The organism is Sphingomonas sp., assembly GCF_035317925.1.
Classification (GTDB): Bacteria; Pseudomonadota; Alphaproteobacteria; order Sphingomonadales; family Sphingomonadaceae; genus Sphingomonas_I.
The window spans coordinates 1-20,325 of sequence record NZ_DATHFV010000038.1 but is presented as its reverse complement, the minus strand read 5'-3'; the positions used below and the strand labels follow the sequence as shown (position 1 = coordinate 20,325).

Genomic DNA, 20,325 nt, shown 5'->3' with positions numbered 1-20,325 from the left:
GTCGGCCTCGTCGAAATCGCCTCCGGCGCGAGCCTCCGCCATCTGCATCATCTGCTGCCGCAAATGGCGATCGAAATTGCAGGGGTCGGGGAAGAAGTTGACCGCGCCCGTCTCGATCAAGGGCGCGAGCTCGAGCAGCATCAATATGTGCTTCAAGACTTCGAACCGATACTCGCCCGGCACCTTGGTGGGGTCGAATTCGGGCTTCATCCCCCCGGCAAAGGGGAACGGGTTCTGGATCAGGACTTCGCCAAAAGAATCGGCCGCGCCGACCGCGAATTCGACGAGCATGCGCGGATCGACCATACCGGTGAACAAGCCTCGCAGCCGCCCATCGGGCTTGGGCAGCAAGGCGAAGATGTCGGTCTCTGGCGGCCATAGCGCGCGGAAGACGGTGTAGATTTCCGCGATCTTGTCGCTGGTCAACCCCCGCCGCGCCTCGGTCCAGTCCATGCCGGCGCCAAGGCCGGTAATGTCGGCGACCGCGGCGATGAGGACCAGGTTGCGCTCGCGGATGCTGCGCTCGGACCAGGAGGGGCGCAGTTCCGCCGGCCGCGTCGCGCAGCAGAGACCGAAGCGCTTCCCCGACCCGCAGCCGCACGCATCCTTGGATGTGCGCGGATGGTCGGCCTCGGACTTGAGCAGGCGCTCGCTGCCGGGCTCGGACCGGCCATGGGCGTCCTGGTAGGCGGTGCTGCCGTCGGCGAAGCCGATATAGGTCTCGCCACCCCAGTTCCAGAGTTCGTCCTTCGGCGGCAACAAGGTCTCGCGAAGGCAGGCCCAGTCGGTGTCGACCGTCTGCTCGGGATATAGCCAGTCGCGCGAACCGGCGGCGACATGCCGCGTCGCCCGTGCCTTGAGCACATGATTGATCCGCACGACGTCGCGCGCATCGAGCTTGCGGGTCCGGATCATGATGTCTGTGCGCACCAGCGCGTCGCCGAAATTCTTGGCATTGGTGCGCTTGCGACGTGGATCGGCGAGATCCGGATCCTTGGCATATTCGAGGTTGGTCAGGATCAGACAAAAGTCGCGGTTGAGCGGATAGAGAGTCTGGGATCCCTTCCACGCGATCGATGGATCGTTGGGATAGGCGCAGGCCGGATCGCCCGGCGGAACGGCATGATTGTAGACCGTGACCGGATGGTCGCTGATCAGGAACTTGACGTCGGAATCCTCGGCCGAGACGATCTCACGCACGCATTGTGCCCATAACGAGCAATGCAGGCGCCGCACGCCCTGCATCTCGAACATAAGCTGGTTCTGGTCGAGGAAGGGATAATGGCGGCGAAGCCAGGCGAGGCCCTTGGGTGTGCGCAGCTTCTGCGCGTCCATATATTCGAAGAAGTCCACGAAATGACGCATCCGCGCCTCGACATCGTCGGCCGCGAACGCGGCCACGGACGGCGTGCCCTTGCGGTCGATCTCCCCGAACAGCCGCCGCTCGATCTCGTCGCTGATCGCGAAACCGAAGAAGGTCGTGTAGAGATCATATTGACGGAAACATTGCGTCGTCGTCGACGAAAACACACTGCGACCAAGCACGGGAGTACCGTCGCCCCGCATATGCATCTCCGGCTGCATATCGAGATAGGCGAGCGTACTCCGGCCCGGCTCGAAGAAGCCGCGCTGATACCATTGCGGTACGAAGTGGTTATCCCTCGTCTCTGACATGCCGCCGATGGTGCACGGTCCGAAGCATCGCGGCAACGGCGGGGCGCCCGAGCGGAGCAGTGTTGAAGCTCGCCGGTGACGTGCGCACCCGCTCAGGCCGACTCATAACGGCAATGAGCGCCGCACAGTCAATCTTCGTCCACCTCGCGGCGGATGATGACACGCTCGAACTTAGAATTCCCGACCGCGTTCGATCGCCGCGCCAGCGCAATTTCCGCATAGCCGGTAAGGCGCGAATCCGCTTGGATAGTCTCGATCACCCGCAGCGGGTCGGCCCAAGCGCAAAGCGGCTTGGGGTCGGCGATCTCGATCAGCTGTTCGAGCGCGTCGAAGGTGGGGTCGGCGCGGAACCGGGTAACCGCGGTCTCAACGCGTGCCCAGGAACGCCGGACTTCATCGAGTTCGCGCAAGACCGGCAAATCGCATTCCGCGGCCGCGAGACCGATCAAAACATCGGACGATTCCGCGACCCAGCCGAGCGCCGGCGCCAGCGCTTCGCGCACCAAGGGCGTGCCAGCTCTGAAATGCGCAAGCAGCAGCGGCCAAGACCGGTCTCGCGTGCGCCGCAATATGATACAGATTTCACGATAGGCGATAGTCGGCCCGCCCGGCCGATATTCCTCATGCAGGCTGGCGATCATGGTTTCGAGCGCTTCATCTTCGAGGCCGTGCGCTGCGGGCGCGAGATGCTCTCGCCGCTTCTCGAAATCGTTCCAGGAATGCACGAAGGCCTGGGTGGCGAGCGCCTTGTCGACCGAGGCGATCAGTTCGATCGCTTCAGGCTGCGCGCGCACGAACATATCGGGCGGTGCGAAGGCGGATTCGAGCAGCGCGTCCATGCCGCGCGAAACATCCCGCTCGAGAATCAGGCTGGTGAAGTGATCCCCGAAAAAGCCGCGCCGCGGCAGCATCCGGTCGGCAGCCCGCCACAGATTGGCGGGCGCGTCGTCCCGCCACAGCCTGCATGCTAAAGTCTCGGAATCGATCGATGCCCAGGACCGTGCGGTTTCGAGCTGGGCAAGGTAGACATCCAGAACGATGCGGGCCTCATCCGATTTGGCGTTGAGCAGCACATTGAGACAGCCGAGGCTCGCGGAGTTGAGCGGCTTGCCGCGGATCTGGGCGACCGCGCGTTCAACCATCGCGTCGGATGGCTCGCCGATCGTGCAGGCGACGACCATCGCACGCTCCGCGACCGCGCCAGCGGGGTCAGCCCGTGCAAAGGCAGCATGAACATAGGTTGCGTCCCCCTTCTCGGCATATTCGGGGAGCAGATGCAGCGCGAGCAGGACATCCAGCTCCGGATCACTGTCGAGCAGTGCAAGAAGACGGGGGCGCCAAGTCGCAGGGTCGATATTGAGCAACGTCCGCCAGAGAAGCAGCAGGGCCTTGTCGGTCTCGCCCCGAATGCCGTCTGCGACGAGCCACGCGAGGCGGAGAACCACTGCCGGCGAGGGCATGACAATGCTCATGGCGATGCCGGTATGCGCCGCATCGAGCGCATCGGGTGACAGCGCGTGGAGGATCAGCGCCTCATATTCGGCGCCGCCGATCCGGCGGACAATCCGCCGTACCGCGACATGATCGGGGTCGTGGGTGCCATCGAAATGCGCGCGGGCGCGGCGCGCGAGGCGCTCGGCGAGCGGCGTATCGCGCCGCGCGTGAAACAGTGCGTCATGACTGGATTCGAGCGTGGGGCTGCCAAGCAGCACCGCCAGCGGGCCGACCGCGTCCGGGTCATCCGCCGCCGCATGATCCAGCCGGTCGAGCAGGAAATCGATCGTCGTGGCATCGACACGATCCTCCGCCTGCTGCCAGAGCCGGGCGAGCGCGCCGCCGGTCGAGTCATGGGCGATCATCCAGTCCCGCAACACAGCGGCGGTGCGCGCAAAATCATGATCGAGCAGCCGATCCAGCCAATAACGATTGTACGGAAGCGACTCGTGGGGCGGGTGCGTCGCAATCACGGCCAGAGCGCGCTCCGGGTCCAGATCGACGAGCGCGGTCAGGGCGTAGGCGCCGCACCAGCCGAGCTGCGCAACGCAGGGCACGAGCCAGTCAAGGTCGGCCGCGTCGCCGAACCGCCCGGCGCATTGCATCGCGATCGTGTCGTCGAGGAGCGCCTGGACGAGCTTGGCGCGCGCAGATCGCCAGATCGGCGCACCTGCATCATGGTCCAGCTCCTTGAGCACATAGGCCGCCAGGCGCAGGCTGGCGGGAACGTCGGCATCCACAATCAACCCGGCCAGCCAGGCCGGATCACTGCGCGCGAGCAGGTTGATGGCCTGGCGCATTCGTTCGAACAGGTCGTGATCACTTCTAGTCGTGTTCTGGCCATCGAGCGCGCAATAGGCCGCCCACAGCGCGTCGCGATGCGCGGTTAGCGGCCACAAGCGGCCGAGCGAGATCGCGATCGACCGTCCAGCCGGCAGCGCCGCCGTCCACAGGCGGTCGCACAAGGCCGCCTGTTCCACGGGCGTCAGCGGTAACCCGCGAAACGCAGCGACAAGATTGCCGCATACGAGGTCGTCCATCGAGGCGATGCGCTGGGCGCGCTCCTCGAGCGGCGCAAGCGCGCGCGGTCCGACGGTGGGAAGGAGCTCGCCATAGAGCGTGCGCGCGCCGGTACGATCCTCGGATTCGAAATGCTGGAGGAAGGTGGCGGTTTCCGCCGCGCGACCAGCAACATTGGCGATCAGCCAGACCACATCCATCAGAAGGAAGCCGAGCCCCGTCAGGCCACTTTTGTCCGTATCATCGCTCTTTTCGAGACGGATCACACGCGCGGCCAATGCGTCCGCCGAAAGCTGACCCGCCTCGAAGTCGCAGGCGTGCATCACTGCGAGCGCCCAGGTCAACAATCGGTCGTGCGCAAACGACCAGCGCCCGCCCGCATCGCTCAGCCAGCCTGCGGCGACCAACGACTCCAGTTGCGGTTCGTCGAGTCCGATGGCGTGGACGTCGTCGTCGGTGAGCGAGGTCTGACCCCGTTCGATCAGCTTGCGGGCGATACCGACCAGCCGCGTCCCGGCAAGCTTGCCGGCATGCTTGCGCGCGCGCAGCCAGAAATCTTCAAGCACGCGATATTCGGTTTGCGGATCCCAATCATGCTGTTCGAGCGCGAGCGTCGCGTAGATTCCGCATAGGACGGGAAGGCGCAGCATCCGCCGGATCATTTGTGGGATATGTCCGGCGGACAGCCCGCGCCGCTGGAGCGCCGCAAACAGTTGCGACGGCGTAAATTCGTCAACGGCGTGGATCGGGACATGGCCGAAGTCCCGCAGCCGTTCCTCGTGTGCGACCGGATATTCGGCGACGATGTGCAGGCCCGGCCCGAAACCGCCGACCCGGATGGCGTCCAGAATCTCTGGATCGCGGCACCCCTCCCACAATATCGTGATCACTGCGTTGGGACTGGCCTGAATACGCCGCCAAACCTGGCCGAGCAGGCTGGCATCAATCTCAGCTTCCAACTGCAGCGCCTCAGTGCGGATGGCGCGTTTCAGAGCGCGCTCGAATTCGCCGAGGTCGGCAGCGCGGACCAGAACCGCCGGACGGCCGTCGCGAGCCATCTCGGCGGCGAGACGATAGAGCGCCCACGATTTGCCGCAGCCCGATTTGCCGACGACGAGGCTCAAAGGGGCGTCGAGGTCGATCTGGATTGCCGGACGCACGTCATGGTCCGGATTGAATGGCCGGTCGCGTAACGCCGCTGCGAGGAAAGCGGCCAGTCGCGCCCCGTTGGCATTGCTGTGCCCTGCCGCCGTGCCCGGCAACCCGAGCCGGTGGAGGATATCGTCGACCGTGATCCTGGCGTTGTTCGCCGCCGCCTGTCGCGCGAGGTAGCCCACCAGTTCATCGAGCCGGGCCTCGACGGTTTCGGCATGCGCGACCCGATGGCGCAGGAACGCGAGCGCGGCGCCCCGCGCGTGATCGGCATCGACCGCCGGCGCGATCGAGACGCGGGTGACGAACGTAGCGAAACTGGCCTCGAAATCCGCCGCCGCGCCGCCGCGTTTTGCGAAGACCGCCCGTAGAGCGGTGAGCGCGGCCGCGACCTGCTCGTCCAGCACCTGCGCTACGCAGACCGCCGCCTGCGCGAGCGCATGGTCTTTGAGATCCGCGACCAGCGCCAGGCCGGGCCGGCTGACGCCGTTGGTGGTGTGCAGCTCATAAGCGTCGGCGGATTGGTCGCAATGGGCACGAAACAGGTCCGGAAGCACATCTTTGACGATGTCGCCAATCGCAAGCGGGCGCTTGCGGTGTTTGAATTGCAGGACCCGGCGCCGACGCCCTGCAAGATGCAGGTCGCCGCCGGACGCCGGCTCGAGTACCGCGATGATCGTATCCGGATCGACGGTCGCGCCGTCCGCGCCGAACTGCGCCCGCACCAGCATCGCGACGGATGCGACCAACTGGTGGATCAGGCCGTAAAGCGCTGCGCCGCCGCCGGTTGGCCCGGAAGACGAAGCGCGTCCCGGCTCGGGCACGGACGGAAGAGCCTGCCTGGTCATCCCCGCAGCTTAGCGCCACCGGCGTCTGCGGTCGATTGGGCATGCGGATCTGCGGTCGTTTTACAGGATATCGCGTAGCCCTAGAGTACCGATCCGATGCGCACCCAAGACCCATGTACGAGGCCGGAAATGCGCCGCAGGACTTCGGGATCGGACCCTTCGTTGAATTCACCTTATAGCCGCAGAGACAGCTGTCCTCGCTTTCATGCGAGGAGGCACTCCAGGGTCAGCGATCGGATGTCCGCTCTTGGCTTGCCGCCCTGCTAGTGGGCGGACCGCTTGCGGCCAAAAGCGGTCATTCCTCGCTCGTTCGACCGCTGCGCCCATAATCAGCCTTGAATTCAAGCCGCCGCGCGTCGCTGCCTCTCGCCGTGCATGCTCTGCGGCCCGGCCGCGACGATCTCCACCTCGACCAGATCGCCGATCTCGCCGCCGTCGATCAGCACCGATTGCAGCCAGGGCGATTTGCCGAGCATCTGGCCGGGTTGCTTGCCCTTTCGCTCGATCAGGATGTCGCAGGTGCGGCCGATCGTGGCGCGGTTGAAGGCGAGCTGCTGGTCGCCGATCAAAGCCTGGAGGCGCTGGAGGCGTTCGTCCATCACCTGCGGCGCGATCTGATCGTCCATGGTCGCGGCGGGGGTGCCGGGGCGGGGGCTGTATTTGAAGCTGTAGGCCTGGGCATGGCCGACTTCGCGGATCGCCGCCAGCGTCTCTTCGAACTCGGCGTCGGTCTCGCCGGGGAAGCCGACGATATAGTCGCCCGAGACGGCGATGTCGGGCCGCACCGCGCGGACGCGATCGATCAGGCGCAGATAGGAGGCGAGGTCGTGCGCGCGGTTCATCGCCTTCAGGATGCGGTCGCTACCCGATTGCACGGGCAGATGAAGGAACGGCATCAGGCTGGCGACGTCGCCATGCGCCGCAATGAGCCCGTCGGCCATGTCGTTGGGGTGGCTGGTCATGTAGCGGATGCGTTCGAGGCCCGGCAGGCGATCGAGCGCGCGGATCAGGCCGTCGAGGCCCTGCGCGCGGCCGGTTTCGTCCTCGGCTGTCCAGGCATTCACATTCTGGCCGAGCAGGGTGATCTCGCGCGTGCCGCCGTCGACGAGCGCTTTGGCTTCGTCCATCACCGCCGCCCACGGCCGCGAGACCTCGGCGCCGCGCGTGTAGGGCACGACGCAATAAGTGCAGAATTTGTCGCAGCCTTCCTGCACGGTGAGGAAGGCGCTGGGCGCACCGCCACGGCGGGCGGGCAAGGCGTCGAACTTGGAGGCGGCCGGCATATCGGTATCGACCGCAGGCCGACCCGCGACCGCGTCCGCGATCAGGCCGGGCAGGCGATGATAGGCCTGCGGGCCGACCACCAGATCGACCGCCTTGGCGCGCTTCGGGATTTCGGCGCCTTCGGCCTGCGCGACGCAGCCGGCGACCGCGATCATCGGTTTGCCGCCCGCGCGCTTCGCCAGCCGGCCGATATCGGAATAGACCTTCTCGGCGGCCTTCTCGCGGATGTGGCAGGTGTTGAGCAATACGAGGTCGGCATCGTCCGCGCCGGCTTCGACCATGCCTTCGGCCTGCATCAATTCGGCCATGCGCGCGCCGTCATAGACGTTCATCTGGCAGCCGAACGACTTGACGTGGAAGCTCTTGGGGGCGGGGCGGGGCGAGGACATGGCGCCGCCTTTAGCGGATGCGCTTCGGGGTTTGTACTCCCATTCCACGATGGCGGGACGGCGTGCGTTTGCGCACGGGTCATCCAGCGTGGGGTCGCCGGGGTAGGGGGCGTTGGCTTGGGGACATCTTTGTCCTCCCCCTCCGTCGCCTTGCGGCGCCACCTCCCCCTGGCGGGGGAGGATTTGTGGGGGCTTATCCTCCCCCGCCAGGGGGAGGTGTCAGGCGCAGCCTGACGGAGGGGGCGGATAGGCGTACCCCTGAAACAAGGAAGCGGTCCGACCGTTGGGCCAGACCGCTTCCCGCCACCCTGTAAGTGACGGCATCCTCTCCTACGTACGGATTATATTTGATTATCCCGCCGACCGTGTTCGTTGCCGTATCGAACCGGTGTCGCGTCCTAGGTCGGCTATCCGAATGCGGCAAGATCGGGGCAGAGGCTTTTCGAAAATAAGTCGGCGCCATGGCAAAATAGCAACAATCTTGCTCGCAAGCGCAGCAAATTGTGGGTGGATGACGCCGCAGCGCAGTATCGCCTGGACCTGGATTAAATAGAGCCTCAGTCACGTCATCAGCGGAAGCGCGCAGCGCTTCCACCAATGAAGATCAGGCTCTAAGCGGGGCCGATGCTCGGACCTGCTCCCCTTCGCCTTCATCTAGACAATGATACGCTGGTTGCCAACTGGCGCTGGCTTGCGGGGCGCAATGCCGCCGCCGAATGCGGCGCCGCGGTCAAGGCGGATGGCTATGGGCTGGGCGCGCGCGAGGTGGTGGCGCGGCTGGCGGCGGCGGGCTGCCGCGACTTCTTCACCGCGACCTGGGCGGAGGCGGCCGCGCTGGGCGCCTTGCCAGAGGGCGCGCGACTGGCGGTGCTCCACGGTGTGCGGTCCGAGGATATGGTGGACTCGCTCGCATCGGCCGCGCGCCCTGTCCTCAACAGCGTCGAACAGGTCGCGCGCTGGCGGGATGCCGGTGGGGGCGTGTGCGACGTGATGGTCGATACCGGCATGAACCGGCTCGGTCTCACGATCGAACAGGCGATGGGCGGCGCGCTCGACGGGCTCGAGGTCGATACGCTGATGAGCCATCTCGCCTGTGCCGACGAGCCCGATCACCCGCTCAACGCACGCCAGCGCGACGCCTTCCGCGCGCTATGCGATGCGGTCGCCGCGCGGCGCTACAGCCTCGCCAATTCGGCGGGCATATTGCTGGGGCAGGACTATGCCTTCGATCTGACGCGGCCTGGGATCGCACTCTATGGCGGCGTGCCCGTGCCCGCGGCGACCGGCATCCGCGCGGTGGCGGCGATCGAGGCGCAGATATTGCAGGTCCGCAGCGTCGGGGCAGGCGCCTATGTCGGCTATGGCGCGACCTGGCAGGCGCCGGACGACGCGCGCATCGCGATCCTCAACCTTGGCTATGCCGATGGCTATATGCGGCTGTTCGCGCCGGGCGCCTATGCGATGGCGGGGGATCGCCGCGTGCCGGTGGTCGGCCGGATCTCGATGGATCTGATCGCGGTCGACGTGACCAATGTCGCGGTCGGCGAAGGTGATTGGCTCGGGCTCGACTTCGATCTGCAGACTTTGTCGGCGCGATCGGGCCTGTCGCAATATGAACTGCTCACCGGCCTTAATAATCGTTTCGAACGGCGCTGGATTTAGCCTGATCTCAAAGCTTATCAAAATCTTATAGGAACGTCTCAAAAGCACCGAAACGGGACTACCTGACCGTTTGGCCATATTGACCGCCGTGCAATCTTGGCCAAATTGTAAAACGGGATGGGGATTTAATGTTCAATCTTTGGTGTAAAGTGGGCCTGCATAAGCGCTCGCGCGGCCGTGCGCGCCGCGAAGGGTCTGCATGGGTCAGCCGCTGCCGTTATTGCAACATAGCGATGAAGCGGACCGATTCTGGCCGATGGAAGATCGATCGCCTCGAAATGGAAGAGGAAGCGCTGGCGCTCGCGCTGGAGGTCAACGATCTGCCAGAAGACGATCAGCCCAGGCGGGGACTAAGACGCTGGCTGCCCCGAATTCGCTTGCCGCGAATCCGTATCCGCCGCCCGCATTTCCGTCTGCCGTTCCGGCGGAGGGCTCAAGATTGAGCTCGAGCGTGTCCGCGCCGACCGCGCGGGCGAGCTGGACGAAGCCCGCGGCGGGATAGACCGTGCCCGACGTGCCGATCGACACGAACAGATCGGCCTCGCGCAAGGCCGCCTCAATCGCCTCCATCTGGTACGGAATCTCGCCGAAGAAGACGATGTCGGGGCGCAGCCCGCCGCGCTGACCACAAGCGGGGCAGGCGGGTCCGTCGATCATGGCGCCTTCGAAGTGCGACCGCGCACCGCAGCGCACGCACAACGCCGACAGCAATTCGCCGTGCATGTGGATCAGCCGTTTGGCGCCCGCGCGCTCGTGCAGATCGTCGACATTCTGCGTGACGATCAGCAATTCGCCCGGCCATGCCGCATCGAGCCGCGCCAGCGCTTCATGCGCCGGATTGGGCCGGACATCCGCCAGCGCGCGGCGGCGCGTATCGTAGAAATTCAGCACCAGCGCCGGATCGCGCGCCAGCGCCTCGGGCGTACACACATCCTCGACGCGGTGGCCCTCCCACAGGCCATCGGGGCCGCGGAAGGTGGCGAGCCCGCTTTCCGCGGAAATACCCGCGCCGGTGAGAATGACGATGTTGCGGATGCGGGTCACCGGTGCAGGATAACGATGCGCACCAATCGCCGCCATGTCGCAATTCGTCATGCCGGACTTGTTCCGGCATCCACCAGGAGATTGCGGACAAGCCTCGGAGTGGACCCCGGAACAAGTCCGGGGTGACGATCTAGATTTCCAGTTACCGGTCCGGCGTGACGCGCGGGGTGCGCTTGCCCTTGGTCCGGCTGGTCAAATGGAATTGCCGGCATCGGTCGCAGCGATAGGGCCTGAGCGGGAAGTCCGCGCGCTGGGCGACCGCAAGCGCATCCGCCTCCGACGGGTAGCGCGCCTTGCGTGTGCAGACGCTCAGCCGCGTGCGCATCTCACAGCCGCCAATGGATCGCGCGCTTGTGGAGCGGCCAGATCAACGCCGTGATGAACACCAGGATCGCGATCGCGCAGGCGAGCGAGGCGAGCATCGGCGCGGCGATGATCTTCTGGGCGAGTTCCATCCCCCACGCCTGCGGCGTCTGCGTGCCATGCTTGAAGATGCTGTAGCTGCTGAAGATGCCGAGCAGGATCGACAGTACGAACGCCAAGGTCGCATTGCCGCCGAGCACGCGCAGCGGGGTCGCGACCGTGCGGGCGGCGGCGCTTTCCAGCGCGACGGTCAGCAGGGACAGCAACACCGCGCTGATGCCGCTGCTCAGCAGCGCGAAGCTGCTCGTCCAGATGCGCTTGTTGATCGGGAAGACCGGATCGATCAGCAGCCCGGCAAGGATCAGCACCACGCCCGCGCCGCCGATCAGTAGGGCGGTACGCCGCCCCGGTGCCCGCTTCCACGCGCAGCCGGCGAGGATACCGAACAGCAAGTTGGCGGTCGCGGGCAGGGTCGAGAGCAGGCCCTCCGGATCGTAGACGACCGCGCCCGTTGCATCGGTGCCGTAGGGCCACAGATGCGGGACGGTCCACACGGTGCGATCGACATAGGCGGTCAGGTTGCCCGCCGGATCGAGGTGGCCCGCGCCGTAGCCCGGCACCGGTACGAAGGTCAGCAACAGCCAATAGCCGATCAGCAGGGTCAGGATCGCGGCGCCGACCGCTTTTTGGTTGACCGCCGCCAACCCCTCCGACCGCCGCTTTGCGGTGAGCAGGACGAAGCCGGTGCCGAGCGCATAGCAAAGCCCGATCCGCTGCAGGATGCCGGGGATGCGCAAGGTCGACAGGCTGAGATGGGCGAGGAAATTGAGGAACAGGCCGAGCGCGATCAAAGCGAGCGTCCGCCGGCACAGCCGCGCCCAGCTGCGCGCCTTGTCGGCGTCCGACAGCGGCCGCGGGAAGGACAAAGCGACGGCGGCGCCGACCGAGAAAAGGAAGGTCGGAAAGACCATGTCGGTCGCGGTGAAGCCGTTCCACGCCGCATGATCGAGCTGGCTGTAGCGCAGGCTCCACGCGCCGGGACTGTTGGCGAGGATCATGCCCGCGACGGCAAGGCCGCGCAGCGCGTCGAGCGAGATGAGCCGCTGGGTCAAAATCTGCCTCCCCTATTTTGCGGGGAGGCTATCTGTCCTGTGGCGGCGACGCAACGACCCGCTTATTCGCCCCGCTCGTACGCCGGGATCGCGCTGACGCCGACGGCGGCGCGGAGCTTGTCCGCGTCCATCAATTTGCCGTCCATCATCACGATCTTGGTGTGGCGCAGATCGCCGATCTTCTTGGACGGATCGCCATCGACCAGCACGACATCGGCATCCCAGCCGACCGCGATCCGGCCGGTATGGCCGTCGGCGCCGACCAGGGTCGCGGGCACGATCGTCGCGGCGCGCAGCGCATCGACATTGCTGAAGCCGGATTCGACGTAGAGTTCGAGCTCGCGCACCAGCTCGAGCCCCGAGCCGTCGGTGCCGGCGACGATCGGCACGCCCGCCTTGTGCATGCGGCCGACCAGTTCCTCCTCCTTCTTGAAGCTCGCGCGATAATCGGTGCGGGTCACGCCCGGCGGCGGGGCGAAGCCGCCCTGGCGGAAGCCGCGCTCGACCGCGGGCGGCAGCGTGCCGACATACGGCGCGTAGGCCGGCGACAGATCGCCATTTTCGGGCACGAAAAGGCTTTCGACCACGACCAGGGTCGGGTCGGAATAGATATGCTTCTTCGCCATCGTCGCGATCAGCGACTTCATCGGCTCGGCGTCGAGATTGACGTCCTTCATATATTTGCCGGTGCCGGAGAAACGCTGCATCCCGTTCGAATGCTGGACGACATCGTCCGGCATGGCTTCCATCGACACGAAATAGATGTGGGTAAGCTCGTCATAGCCGGCGGCGATCGCCTGGCTCGGCTTCATACCGGCGGGAAGATGGCCGTGGACGTGGAGGCCAAGCTTATGCGCCTCGGCTGCCGCCGGCGCGACCCAGGCGGGATTGAACGTGCCGTAGAATTTGACGCCGGTCTGACCCTTGGCCTTGGCGTCGTCGACCGCCTTCACCGCCTCGGCCTCGCTCGTCACGACATTGGCGACCTGCGCGGTGTTGGGGCCCTTTCCGTCGATCAGCGACGAGGCATAAACGTGCGGGCTGAGCAGATCGCCGGCAGCGCGGCGCTTACGCCGCGCGATGGTGAGCTGATCGTCATTGCCGGGATCGCGCACCGAGGTGACGCCGATCGAAAGTTCGGACGGGCCGGTATAATCGTCGCCGACATGCATGTGGCTGTCCCACAGGCCGGGGACCAGGGTCTTGCCCTTGCCGTCGATCACGATCGCATTGGCGGGCGCCTTCATGCCGGACGCCGGACCGATGCCCTGGATCTTGCCGTGATCGATCACCACCGTGACATGCTTCTGATAGCGGTTGCCGAACACGAAGGCCTGCACGTCCTGGAACACGACCGGCACGTCGGGCACGGTCGCCAGGCTGTGCGCCAGAATCGGCGACTGCTTCGCCATCGCTTCGTCCTGCGCCTGCTGCATCGCGGGCTCGTCCGCCTCATAGCCCGCGCGGACGATCGAGATTGCGCCGACGGTGGCGAAAATCTTGCCCTTGGCGTCGGTCCAGGTGGGCGCGGGCGTGCCGCCGATGCCGGTGATCGCCCAGGCGGTGACGGTCTGCCGGGCCGCGCCCTGGCCGACATCGAGCGTCGTCAGTTTCTGGATGCGCGCCTTGCCGCCGGGCAGGAGGGCGACCTCGCCGTCCGGGTTGGCGACGAGCTTTTCGACTGGCAGGTCGCCCGCGCGGATTGAGATGCCGGCGGGCAGGTAATAAGCCGGGGCCGCATAAGGCGCCGATCCATGATCGGTCTGCGATTTCCAGCTGGCGGTGCCATTGGCGATCGCGAACGTCTCGGCGACGTCGCCGTTCGGGCTCGATCCCCGCAGTTCGTAGCCGGAGATCGTGCCGTCGCTGCCGAGCTTGATCGCCTCGTCCTCGTCCCAAACCTGGCCGCGCAGCACCAGATGGAGCCGCGCCATCAACGTGCCATCGGGCGCGGTCCATTCGCTGATCGCGCCATGCTGGCCCGCGGTCGAGATCATCGTGAACTGGGTCGCGTCGGCGGGCGGCCTGGCCAGTTGATCCGCAGGCACCAAAGCCGCCGCCTTGGCTGCGAGCACCAGCACCAAAGCCGTTCCGATCATCGTCCGCATGTGATCCCCCTTATTCCCTATGGGGAGGCTATCGGCCCGGTGGCGGGGACGCAACGATGGCTGCGTGAACGGCTTCACCGAGCGCATGAACGTCCGCCTCTCGCCAAGCGCGGAGGCTTGTGCCAGACGGCGCGGATGAGCGTGAGGATCGGGATCATCGGTGCGTCCGGCCGCATGGGCCGCGCGATCGCCAATGCGGCGGCGACGCAGAGCGCGGTCGTTTCGGGCGGCATCGACCGCGAAGGCGCAGTGCACGGCGATTATCCGGACGCGGCTGCACTGGCGCAGGCATCCGACGTGCTGGTCGATTTCTCGACGCCGGATGCGCTGCCGCAGAGCCTGGCGGCGGCGAAGGCAGCGGGCACGCCGATCGTGATCGGCACGACCGGCCTTTCGCCGGAGGATCACGAACTGATCGATGCGGCGGCACGCGATTTCGCGGTGCTGCAGACCGCCAACACTTCGCTTGGGCTGAACATGCTGCGCAAACTGGTCGAGCAGGCGGCGCGCGCGCTCGGCACCGACTGGGATATCGAGATCGTCGAGATGCACCATCGCCATAAGCTCGACAGCCCGTCGGGCTCGGCGCTGCTGCTCGGCGCATCGGCCAATATCGGGCGCGGCAGCGCGACGCCGATCGAGCAGAACCGCTTCGACCGCATGCAGGAAGGCCCGCACGAACGCGAGGAAGGCGGCATCTATTATGCGAGCCTGCGCGGCGGATCGGTCGCGGGCGACCATCAGGTGATCTTCGCGACCGAGGGCGAGCGGATCGAACTCGGCCATCGCGCCGAAAATCGCGGCATCTTCGCGACCGGCGCGGTCAAGGCGGCCTTGTGGCTCGCGGGCAAGCCCGCCGGGCGGTACACGATGGCGGACGTGCTCGGGCTGTAAGATCGGCATGAAGCGCGCCGACGTCTTCGAATTCTATCGCCGCCTCGCCGAGCTCGATCCCTCGCCCGAGACCGAGCTCGAATATGTGAATCCCTATACTTTGCTGGTCGCGGTGGCGCTGTCGGCGCAGGCGACCGATGTCGGGGTCAACAAGGCGACCCGGCGGCTGTTCGAGGCGGTGCAGACGCCCGAGGCGATGGTCGCGCTCGGCGAGGCGGGCCTCAAGCAGCACATCAAGACGATCGGCCTGTTCAATACCAAGGCCAGGAACGTGATCGCGCTGTCGGAGCAGCTGATCGCCTTGCATGGCGGGCAGGTTCCGGACGATCGCGCCGCGCTCGAGGCTCTGCCGGGGGTAGGGCGCAAGACCGCCAATGTCGTGCTCAACACGGCGTTCGGGCACGACACGATCGCGGTCGACACGCACATCTTCCGCGTCTCCAACCGCACCGGCCTCGCGCCGGGCAAGAATGTTGTCGTGGTCGAGCAGAAGTTGGAGAAGGTCACGCCGCAGACCTTCAAGAGCCACGCGCATCACTGGCTGATCCTGCACGGCCGCTATGTCTGCAAGGCGAGGCGGCCCGAATGCTGGCGCTGTATCGAGATCGACCTGTGTGCCTACCAACCGAAGACGCCCGCGCCAAAAGCCTGATCGTCGTGCGTGGAAGCGGTCACGCTTCCGCCACGACGTGAATCAGGCTTTCATCAAACAAGGACTGAATTGCCGGGGCGCAATCGCTTTGCTAGGGGCGCTCACACGCACCGGCACCCGTAGCTCAGCTGGATAGAGCGCTGCCCTCCGAAGGCTGATGTCAAGGGAATTTGGTTTGGAAGGAAGTGGAAAAAGGCAACGAGTTTCAGCAGGTTGAAAGCCTCTCGCCAAGAAGCACGATCTCAGAAATTTCTCGCGTAAGCACCGCGTAAGCAATTTCGGGAGAATGGCAGCGAACAAGGGCGGAATGCAGCGCGCAGCAGCGCAACGCGTTGACGTTTGAAAGGAGAGGCTCGATTGAAGGTGTCCGAATCCGTTGACCTGTAGAGGTTGGTCGGACTAGGCAATGAGAGATGCGCCCGTAGCTCAGCTGGATAGAGCGCCACCCTCCGAAGGTGGAGGCCACACGTTCGAATCGTGTCGGGCGCGCCATCTCTCTCATGAGAGCTTGGCGCTTGCTGTGCCGTACATTGCGGCACGTCTTTACGGTTGCGCCTTTGAGGACGTTGCTTGGCCTATCCATACCTTTGAGCGTGCGGACTAAGTCGGCGGTCAGTTCATCATCGAACTGGACCATTGGTCCGATGTCCATCAAGGCGTCATTGCGCGATTCCGAGACGCAATCTCCTGGACCAGATCGACGAAGGCACGCAGGCTCGCGGCCATGTGGCGGCGTCCTGGATAATAGAGGCAATATCCAGGATACGAGGGCGTCCACTCGCTTAGAACTACGACCAGTCGGCCTGACGCGATGTCATCAGCAACCATTAACTCATCGACATAGGCAAGGCCGAGACCGGCTCTGCTCGCCTGCGCTATCATGTCGGGCTCATCGAGTGTGAGGGACCCTGGCACATCGATCGTCATCGCTTCGCCGTGACGTTCAAACTCCCACCGATAGAGAGCGCCGTTAGAATGGCGCACGCGGATGCATTCATGATCCATTAGATCGGCCGGCGCGCCGGGCCGGGACCTGTCTGAGAAATAGCTTGGCGCCCCGACCACGACATGCCGCGCATGTGGAACTAGCGGCACCGCGATCATGTCCTGCTGAATCGCATCAGCATGGCGCACCCCGGCGTCAAACCCTTCCGTGATGATGTCGATCAGCCGCCCCTCGGTTACGATTTCGACCTTCATCCGGTTATAGCGACGAAGATACTCGATAACGAAGGGCATCAATAGCCGGCGTCCCCCAGCGATCGAGCAGTTGAACCGTAGCGTGCCTGTCGGCTTGCGGCTGTGATCGGCGACCGCCTGGGCGGCGTTGCGGATATCTGAAAGAGCTGGTGCGATTGCCTCGACGTATTCGCGGCCAGCACTGGTGAGAGCGACGTTGCGGGTCGTGCGGTTGAAGAGGCGAACGCCAAGGCGGTTCTCAAGACTGGCGACGGCGTTGCCAACCGCTGTCGGCGACACATCCAGATCGATGGCCGCCGCACGGAAGCTTCCGAGCCTGGCGATGGCGACCACGGCCTCAAGTTCCATCAGTCCACTTTTGTACATTGTCACGATTCTCTTGATACGATATCGCAGTTTATCTCAATTATCGTGACGGTCAAAGCCCGTTATGGTGACGAGATCGATGAGATGGGTCGAAGGGAGCATTTTGCATGGAAAAGGTCGCTCTGGTCACGGGTTCGACGAGCAACATGGGAAAGGCGATTGCGGAGCACTTGGCGCGACAAGGATTCCTCGTGATCGTCACCTCCCGGCACGGGGAGGAGGCCAAAGCGGTTGCGGCGGCGCTACCGCACGAGGGAGCTTCCTTCGAAACCGACTTCGCCGACGCTCAGTCGATAGAGTGGCTTTTCGCCTTCGTAAGGGAGAAATTCGGAAGGCTTGATGTCCTCGTGAACAACGTGGCCTACACCAAGAATGAGTCGATCCTCGAATGCGATCTGGGCACGTGGGAGCAGACCATCAACACGAATTTGAGGAGCTACTTTCTCTGCACCAAGTTCGCTGCGGAGATCATGAAAATGAACGGAGGCGGCTCGGTGGTGAACATCACGGTATCCGCCCAGTCGGGCTCGAAGGATAAATTCTCCTACATGGTTGCGAAAGGCGGGGTCAATTACCTCACCCAGTGCGCCGCGTTGGATCTCGCGCCCTTCAACATTCGGGTGAACGCGGTGGGTTCCGGCTTGGTGGGAACCGCAGTGGGCTATCGGGATTTCTCGAATCGACCCTACGAGAATCCGATGCTTCCGGCCGGTCATATCGGCGAGCCTGAAGACGTCGCGGAGGCTGTGGCTTTTCTGGCGTCGGAGCGGGCGAAATATATCTACGGTGCAATGCTTGCAGTCGATGGTGGGCTCAATCTCGTCGTATAGATACGGCACCTGGGTCCCTTTGATTCCCATAAGATAGGTTCGCTTTCAGAGCTCTGTGGGCAATCTCGCCGGCGAGGACCTATTGTCGGAAAACTTAGCCAGGCTCTGACTCCACGCTTCCCGTACTATCTCAAATCTGTGATCCAGCTAAAAAGACCGACACCGGCTCGGTGTCCGGGGAATGCTCGTCTTTGGCGAGAGCATCCCCGGCGTGATCCGTGCCGGTCGGCGGTACTATCTCGATATGCCGCAATGCCGGGGCAAGTTCCGTCCTGCCCCGCGTTGCTCGCCGGATACTTACGCACCATCACGCTACAATGATCGGCATCTCTGGCTGGCGATATCTGACAGAGCCGGCGCGATTGCCTCGACGTATTCGCGGCCAGCACTGGTGAGAGCGACGTTGCGGGTCGTGCGGTTGAAGAGGCAAACGCCAAGGCGGTCTCGATACTCGATATGACGTTGCCAATCGCTGTCGGCGGCAACATCCAGATCGATGGCCGCTGCACGGAAGCTTCCGTGCTTGGCGATGGCGACCTCGGCCTCGAGTTCCACCAGCCCACTCTTGTGCATTGTCACGATCCTCTGGATACGACATCGCATTTTATCTCAATTATCGCGACGGTCAAAGTCCGCTATGGTGACGGGATCAAATGAAATGGGCCCATTGCCCGACCGGTTCGGCAACCAAATTCGTCGTGTTGCCAGCCGGTGCGGGCACGGCGTTTGCCTGACGCCTGTGCCGTTCCAGAGGGTCGGATGGATATGAGCGTCATCCCCGCTGATGTCGGCAGGACCCGGGGAAGACCCAGACGCCTCGCCGTGGCTGGGGAGAACGTGCGCACGCAAGGGCTGCCGCGATAGTCGAAGAGCCGTGCGCCTGCAGACCTCTTGGCCCGCGATGCGCGCCTTGCAAACCGGAGATCTAAGATGACATCGAGCGCTACACTGAACGTCGACGGAAGCTTACGGCGCTTCGAGATTGACGATCCCGACATGCCCCTACTCTATGCGCTGCGCGATCAGCTTGGTCTTAACAATCCGCGATTTGGGTGCGGCTTGGCGCAGTGCGGAGCTTGCACGGTCCATGTTGATGGCGAACCCACGAGGAGTTGCGTAACGCCACTCAGTAGCGTCGAGGGACGCAACATCACGACCATGGCAGGCCTAGGCACACCAGACCATCCCCATGCGCTTCAACTTGCCTTCGTGAAGATGCAGGCAACCCAGTGCGGATATTGCATCAACGGATGGATCATGACCGCCGCGGCACTTGTACGAGACAACCCCACGGCGAGCATAGCCGATATAAAGGAAGCGCTTAGCGGCCTGAAATGTCGGTGCGGAACTCACCAGTCGATCGTTCGTGCTGTTGCCACCGTCACAGGAGCTCTCAAGTGACTACTTCAACGCGTCTCCATGAGTTCGCCCTCGACGAGCCCGCTGTTGCGACTCGTCGGTCCATTTTACAAGGTGGCGCCGCGGTTTTGGTCGGATTCTCCGTCAACGCGCTTCTTCCTCTCAGCGAGGCATCCGCTGAATCGAATGTCGCGGGAACAGTTCGTCCTCCGCTCACGCCCGAGCAATTGGATAGCTTCCTTGCGTTGCGGAAGGATGGGAGTTTCGTCGCGTTCTTCGGTAAGATCGATCCTGGCCAAGGTCTGGATGTCGCAATTAGCCAGATCGTTGCGGAAGAGCTGGATATTTCTGTCGACCAGGTAAGTGTCATACAAGGTGATACTTCGCAGACGGTCGACCAAGGCGGGGCATCGGGGAGCTTCGGAGTCGAGAAGGGAGCGGTCCCCCTACGCTTCGCTGCCGCAGAGGTTCGCAGAATTCTGATCAACCGCGCGTCATCGATACTGAAGACACCGGCCAGCGCACTAACGACGGAAAGTGGCTCTGTCTGTGTGAAGGCTGAACCGGGTCAACGCGTCGCATACAAAGATCTCATCGGAAGTGGCTTCTTCGAGTCCAAGCTCGAGTGGAATGGACAAGTCGGCAATTTGCTTGTGTCCAGGGGAGTAGCACAACCAAAATCACGTTCCGAGTATAAGCTCGTCGGAAAATCGGTTCCGCGCACCGACATTGGTGACAATGTCTACGGTCGGCATGCGTATGTCACTGACATTCGACTGCCCAACATGCTGCACGCACGAGTTATTCGCCCGCCGATCGTTGGTGCGGAACCGGTATCTATTGAAGTGAGCTCCCTAAAGGCCATTCCGGCAGT

Annotated in this window: 15 protein-coding genes and 1 tRNA gene; 7 read left to right on the top strand and 9 right to left on the bottom strand. The window is 64.2% G+C overall.

Annotated features, from left to right (window positions below; translation table 11 throughout):
* The 3 genes from VK533_RS02910 to miaB all read right to left on the bottom strand — a co-directional run.
* On the bottom strand, positions 1–1,674 hold a 1,674-nt coding region (locus VK533_RS02910; RefSeq protein ID WP_324374850.1), incomplete at its 3' end, for a DUF4238 domain-containing protein.
* A 128-nt stretch (positions 1,675–1,802) separates the two neighbouring features.
* The gene (locus VK533_RS02905; protein ID WP_324374849.1) at positions 1,803–6,188 is read right to left on the bottom strand and encodes a hypothetical protein; all 4,386 of its coding nucleotides are present in this window, start codon (positions 6,186–6,188) and stop codon (positions 1,803–1,805) included.
* Positions 6,189–6,529: 341 nt separating this feature from the next.
* Entirely contained in the window at positions 6,530–7,861 is a 1,332-nt protein-coding gene (gene miaB / locus VK533_RS02900) for a tRNA (N6-isopentenyl adenosine(37)-C2)-methylthiotransferase MiaB (protein ID WP_324374847.1), read from the bottom strand.
* A gap of 624 nt (positions 7,862–8,485) precedes the next feature.
* On the opposite strand from miaB, the gene alr reads away from it, so the two are divergent.
* Positions 8,486–9,523: an alanine racemase gene (alr, locus tag VK533_RS02895; RefSeq protein ID WP_324374845.1), complete on the top strand. Its 1,038-nt coding sequence runs from the start codon at positions 8,486–8,488 to the stop codon at positions 9,521–9,523.
* Between the two features lie 312 nt (positions 9,524–9,835).
* Here alr and VK533_RS02890 read toward each other — a convergent pair whose 3' ends face one another.
* The 4 genes from VK533_RS02890 to VK533_RS02875 all read right to left on the bottom strand — a co-directional run bounded on the left by VK533_RS02890 (position 9,836) and on the right by VK533_RS02875 (position 14,150).
* Complete coding sequence (locus VK533_RS02890) at positions 9,836–10,567, bottom strand: NAD-dependent deacylase (RefSeq protein ID WP_324374851.1); 732 nt, start codon at positions 10,565–10,567, stop codon at positions 9,836–9,838.
* A 142-nt stretch (positions 10,568–10,709) separates the two neighbouring features.
* Positions 10,710–10,892, bottom strand: a complete 183-nt coding sequence (locus VK533_RS02885; protein ID WP_324374843.1) for a hypothetical protein — start codon at positions 10,890–10,892, stop codon at positions 10,710–10,712.
* A gap of 1 nt (position 10,893) precedes the next feature.
* Complete coding sequence (locus tag VK533_RS02880; protein WP_324374841.1) at positions 10,894–12,042, bottom strand: acyltransferase family protein; 1,149 nt, start codon at positions 12,040–12,042, stop codon at positions 10,894–10,896.
* 62 nt (positions 12,043–12,104) lie between these two features.
* Complete coding sequence (locus VK533_RS02875; RefSeq protein ID WP_324374839.1) at positions 12,105–14,150, bottom strand: amidohydrolase family protein; 2,046 nt, start codon at positions 14,148–14,150, stop codon at positions 12,105–12,107.
* Positions 14,151–14,285: 135 nt separating this feature from the next.
* Between VK533_RS02875 and dapB the strand changes: the two genes are divergently transcribed.
* The 3 genes from dapB (at position 14,286) to VK533_RS02860 (ending at position 16,188) form a co-directional block, all read left to right on the top strand.
* Positions 14,286–15,044, top strand: coding sequence for a 4-hydroxy-tetrahydrodipicolinate reductase (dapB, locus tag VK533_RS02870; protein ID WP_324374837.1), 759 nt, complete (start codon positions 14,286–14,288; stop codon positions 15,042–15,044).
* 7 nt (positions 15,045–15,051) lie between these two features.
* On the top strand, positions 15,052–15,696 hold the full coding sequence (nth, locus tag VK533_RS02865; RefSeq protein WP_324374835.1) for an endonuclease III: 645 nt from the start codon (positions 15,052–15,054) through the stop codon (positions 15,694–15,696).
* A 415-nt stretch (positions 15,697–16,111) separates the two neighbouring features.
* Positions 16,112–16,188, top strand: a tRNA-Arg gene (locus VK533_RS02860).
* 159 nt (positions 16,189–16,347) lie between these two features.
* Here the strand turns inward: VK533_RS02860 and VK533_RS02855 are convergent.
* Positions 16,348–17,262 carry a LysR family transcriptional regulator gene (locus VK533_RS02855; protein WP_324374834.1) on the bottom strand — a complete coding sequence of 305 codons (915 nt, stop codon included), beginning with the start codon at positions 17,260–17,262 and terminating at the stop codon, positions 16,348–16,350.
* A gap of 107 nt (positions 17,263–17,369) precedes the next feature.
* Here VK533_RS02855 and VK533_RS02850 point away from each other — a divergent pair, with 107 nt between their 5' ends.
* Positions 17,370–18,092: an SDR family oxidoreductase gene (locus tag VK533_RS02850; RefSeq protein WP_324374832.1), complete on the top strand. Its 723-nt coding sequence runs from the start codon at positions 17,370–17,372 to the stop codon at positions 18,090–18,092.
* A gap of 312 nt (positions 18,093–18,404) precedes the next feature.
* On the opposite strand, the gene VK533_RS02845 is transcribed toward VK533_RS02850, so the two are convergent.
* Positions 18,405–18,647: a LysR family transcriptional regulator gene (locus VK533_RS02845; RefSeq protein WP_324374830.1), complete on the bottom strand. Its 243-nt coding sequence runs from the start codon at positions 18,645–18,647 to the stop codon at positions 18,405–18,407.
* Positions 18,648–19,022: 375 nt separating this feature from the next.
* On the opposite strand from VK533_RS02845, the gene VK533_RS02840 reads away from it, so the two are divergent.
* Together VK533_RS02840 and VK533_RS02835 are read left to right on the top strand one after the other, a co-directional pair.
* Positions 19,023–19,493 (top strand): (2Fe-2S)-binding protein, encoded by a 471-nt coding sequence (locus tag VK533_RS02840; RefSeq protein WP_324374828.1) that lies wholly within the window; start codon positions 19,023–19,025, stop codon positions 19,491–19,493.
* A partial coding sequence (locus tag VK533_RS02835) for a molybdopterin cofactor-binding domain-containing protein (RefSeq protein WP_324374827.1) occupies positions 19,490–20,325 on the top strand: 836 nt, incomplete at its 3' end. The genes VK533_RS02840 and VK533_RS02835, both read left to right, overlap by 4 nt.

What these genes read in the sequence shown, in the direction of transcription:
- VK533_RS02905 (WP_324374849.1), bottom strand. Translation starts at nt 6,188, where the DNA reads ATGACCAGGCAGGCTCTTCCGTCCGTGCCCGAGCCGGGACGCGCTTCG.
- miaB (WP_324374847.1), bottom strand. Translation starts at nt 7,861, where the DNA reads ATGTCCTCGCCCCGCCCCGCCCCCAAGAGCTTCCACGTCAAGTCGTTC.
- alr (WP_324374845.1), top strand. Translation starts at nt 8,486, where the DNA reads ATGCTCGGACCTGCTCCCCTTCGCCTTCATCTAGACAATGATACGCTG.
- VK533_RS02885 (WP_324374843.1), bottom strand. Translation starts at nt 10,892, where the DNA reads ATGCGCACGCGGCTGAGCGTCTGCACACGCAAGGCGCGCTACCCGTCG.
- VK533_RS02875 (WP_324374839.1), bottom strand. Translation starts at nt 14,150, where the DNA reads ATGCGGACGATGATCGGAACGGCTTTGGTGCTGGTGCTCGCAGCCAAG.
- dapB (WP_324374837.1), top strand. Translation starts at nt 14,286, where the DNA reads ATGAGCGTGAGGATCGGGATCATCGGTGCGTCCGGCCGCATGGGCCGC.
- nth (WP_324374835.1), top strand. Translation starts at nt 15,052, where the DNA reads ATGAAGCGCGCCGACGTCTTCGAATTCTATCGCCGCCTCGCCGAGCTC.
- VK533_RS02855 (WP_324374834.1), bottom strand. Translation starts at nt 17,262, where the DNA reads ATGTACAAAAGTGGACTGATGGAACTTGAGGCCGTGGTCGCCATCGCC.
- VK533_RS02850 (WP_324374832.1), top strand. Translation starts at nt 17,370, where the DNA reads ATGGAAAAGGTCGCTCTGGTCACGGGTTCGACGAGCAACATGGGAAAG.
- VK533_RS02840 (WP_324374828.1), top strand. Translation starts at nt 19,023, where the DNA reads ATGACATCGAGCGCTACACTGAACGTCGACGGAAGCTTACGGCGCTTC.